Source organism: Streptomyces sp. NPDC051776 (assembly GCF_040681345.1).
In the GTDB taxonomy this organism is placed as follows: domain Bacteria; phylum Actinomycetota; class Actinomycetes; order Streptomycetales; family Streptomycetaceae; genus Streptomyces.
The window spans coordinates 1-2,891 of the sequence record NZ_JBFAYQ010000139.1; the positions used below are offsets into that span (position 1 = coordinate 1).

Here is a 2,891-nt window from a genome sequence, read left to right on the forward strand (position 1 = left end):
GTCCACTTCCGTAACGGGGACCGCAAGGCCACGGCCCTCCGCGTCAGCCACGCCTTCCATTCCCCGCTGATGGAGCCCATGCTCGCCGACTTCCGTGCAGTGGCGGAGACCCTGTCCTACGAGCGGCCGAAGCTGCCCCTCGTCTCCACCGTCACCGGAAAGGCCGCCGACGCCCATGAGTTGACGGACCCGGAGTACTGGGTGCGGCACGTCCGGCAGACCGTCCGGTACGCCGACGCCGTCCACGTCCTCCTCGAACAGGGCACGGGCCGCTACCTCGAACTGGGGCCGGACGGCACCCTCACCGCCCTCGCCCGGACCGCCCTGGACGACCCCGGAACAGCGGTACTCGTACCCGTGCTCCGCAAGGACCGGCCCGAAGCGCCGAGCGTCCTCGCGGCGGTGGCCGCGCTGTTCGTCCACGGGGCCGACATCGACTGGCCGACGATCACCGGCGGTGGCCCGGCGCGGTCCGTGAACCTGCCGACGTACGCCTTCCAGCGCCGCCGGTACTGGCCGAACCTCACCGGCGTCACCCTCGGCGACCTCGGTTCGGCGGGCGTCGGATCCGCGGAGCACCCGCTCCTGGGCGCCGCCGTGCGCGTGGCGGGCAGCGACGAAGCGCTGTTCACCGGACGTCTGTCGCTCACGACGCACCCCTGGCTCCGCGACCACGCCGTCACCGGCACGGTCCTCTTCCCCGGTACCGGATTCCTCGAACTCGCCATGTGCGCCGCGGGACAGCTCGGCTACGACAGTGTGGAGGAACTGACCATCGCCGCCCCGCTGGTCGTGCCCGAGCGTACGGGACGGCTCGTACAGGTCAGGGTCGGAGCGCCCGACGAGTCGGACAGGCGCACGGTGGAGGTGTACTCCCGTGCCGAGGACGCCCTCGACACCGATCCGTGGACGCTGAACGCAAGCGGCTCCCTGGCCTCCGGTCCCCCGCCCGTCGGCACCACGGCCCCCGACCTGACCGCCTGGCCGCCGCCGAACGCCGAGCCCGTCCCCTTGGAAGGTTTCTACGACCGCTTCGCTGAAGCCGGATTCGCCTACGGGCCGGTGTTCCAGGGACTGCGCGCCGTCTGGCGGCGCGGTGCCGAGGTCTTCGCCGAGGTCGGGCTGCCCGGCGAACACGAGCGGACGGCGGGCGACTTCGGCGTCCACCCGGCGCTCCTGGACTCCGCGCTGCACGCGATGATGTTCGTGTCGCTGGCGGATGCTGGACACGGGCGGCTGCCGTTCTCCTGGAGCGGCGTGTCGCTGCGTGCGTCGGGGGCGCGGGCCCTGCGCGTACGGATGGTGCAGGCCGGTCCGGAAGCGGTTGCTCTGCACCTGGCCGACCCGACGGGCGGCCCGGTCGCCTCCGTCGAGTCACTGCTGCTGCGCCAGGTCTCCGGCGACCTCGCCGCCGGCGCCGAGGCCGACGGCCACCGGGACGGCCTCTTCCAGGTGGACTGGACGAAGGTGCCGCTGCCCGAGCAGGACGCTTACGGCAACGGCGAGTTGGCGGTGGTCGGTGACGAGGACCTCGCGCCCGGCGCCACGACGTATCCGTCACTGGCCGAACTGCCCTCCGCTGTCCCCGGGACCGTCCTGTTCGCCGCGGGCCGCGGCCTGAACGGCGGGGCAGGGGACACGGCGGAAGCCGCCCATGCCGTCACCGGTGGCGTCCTGGACGCCGTGCAGAGCTGGCTGGCCGACGAGCGATTCGAGGAATCCCGACTGGTGATCGTCACGGAGGGGGCGGTCGCGTTCGACTCGTCGGCTCCGGAACCGGCCCTGGCGGCGGCCTGGGGCCTGGTACGGGCGGCACGTGCCGAGGCGCCGGATCGTTTCGCGCTCGTCGACATCGACGGCTCGGCCCCCTCCCGAGCCGCGCTCGCCCGGGCTCTGGCGTCGGACGAGCCGGAGATCGCGCTCCGCGACGGCATACCCCATGCGCCGCGCCTCGGCCGTGTCCCGCTGGGCGGCGGGCTCCCGATCCCGGCTGCCGAGTCGGCCTGGCATCTGGACAGCCTGGAGAAGGGCACCCTGGACACCCTTGCGCTGACTCCCTTCCCGGAGGCGGGGGCGGAGCTGGCGCCGGGGCAGGTGCGTATTGCGGTGCGGGCGGCGGGTGTCAATTTCCGTGATGTGCTCAACGCCCTCGGCATGTACCCGGGTGAGGCGGGGCTGCTCGGCGGCGAAGGCGCGGGGGTGGTGACCGAGGTCGGTCCGGGGGTCACCGAACTGGCGGTCGGTGACCGTGTGATGGGCATGTTCCCGGGTGCGTTCGGTCCGGTTGCGGTGGCGGATGCGCGGACGGTGGCGCGGGTTCCTGCCGGGTGGTCGTTTGCGCAGGCGGCGTCGGTGCCGATTGTGTTCTTGACGGCGTACTACGCGCTGCGGGATTTGGCTGGCGTGCGGTCGGGGGAGTCGGTGCTGGTGCATGCGGCGGCCGGTGGTGTGGGTATGGCCGCGGCCCAGCTGTCACGTCACATGGGTGCCGAGGTGTTCGGGACGGCCAGCGTGGGGAAGTGGGACACGCTGCGTGGTCTTGGTCTGGATGATGCGCACATGGCCTCGTCGCGGGACCTGACCTTTGAAGATGCTTTTCTCGCTGCGACTGGTGGTCGTGGTGTGGATGTGGTGCTGGATTCGCTGGCGGGCGAGTTCGTGGATGCCTCGCTGAGGTTGCTGCCGCGTGGTGGCCGGTTCCTGGAGATGGGCAAGACGGATGTCCGGGATCCGGAGACGGTAGCCACCGAGCATCCGGGCGTGGCTTACCGTGCGTTCGATCTGTGGGAGGCGGGTCCGGAGCGGATCGGTCAGATGCTGGCCGAGTTGGTTGTGTTGTTCGAGGCGGGGGTGCTCGAGCCGCTGCCGGTTACGTGCTGGGATGTGCGGCG

1 protein-coding gene is annotated in these 2,891 nt (G+C 71.7%); it reads left to right on the forward strand.

Features of this window, described 5'->3' with window-relative positions:
• Positions 1-2,891: polyketide synthase dehydratase domain-containing protein (locus AB0M26_RS31695; RefSeq protein WP_365266448.1), on the forward strand; the 2,891-nt coding region annotated here is incomplete at both ends.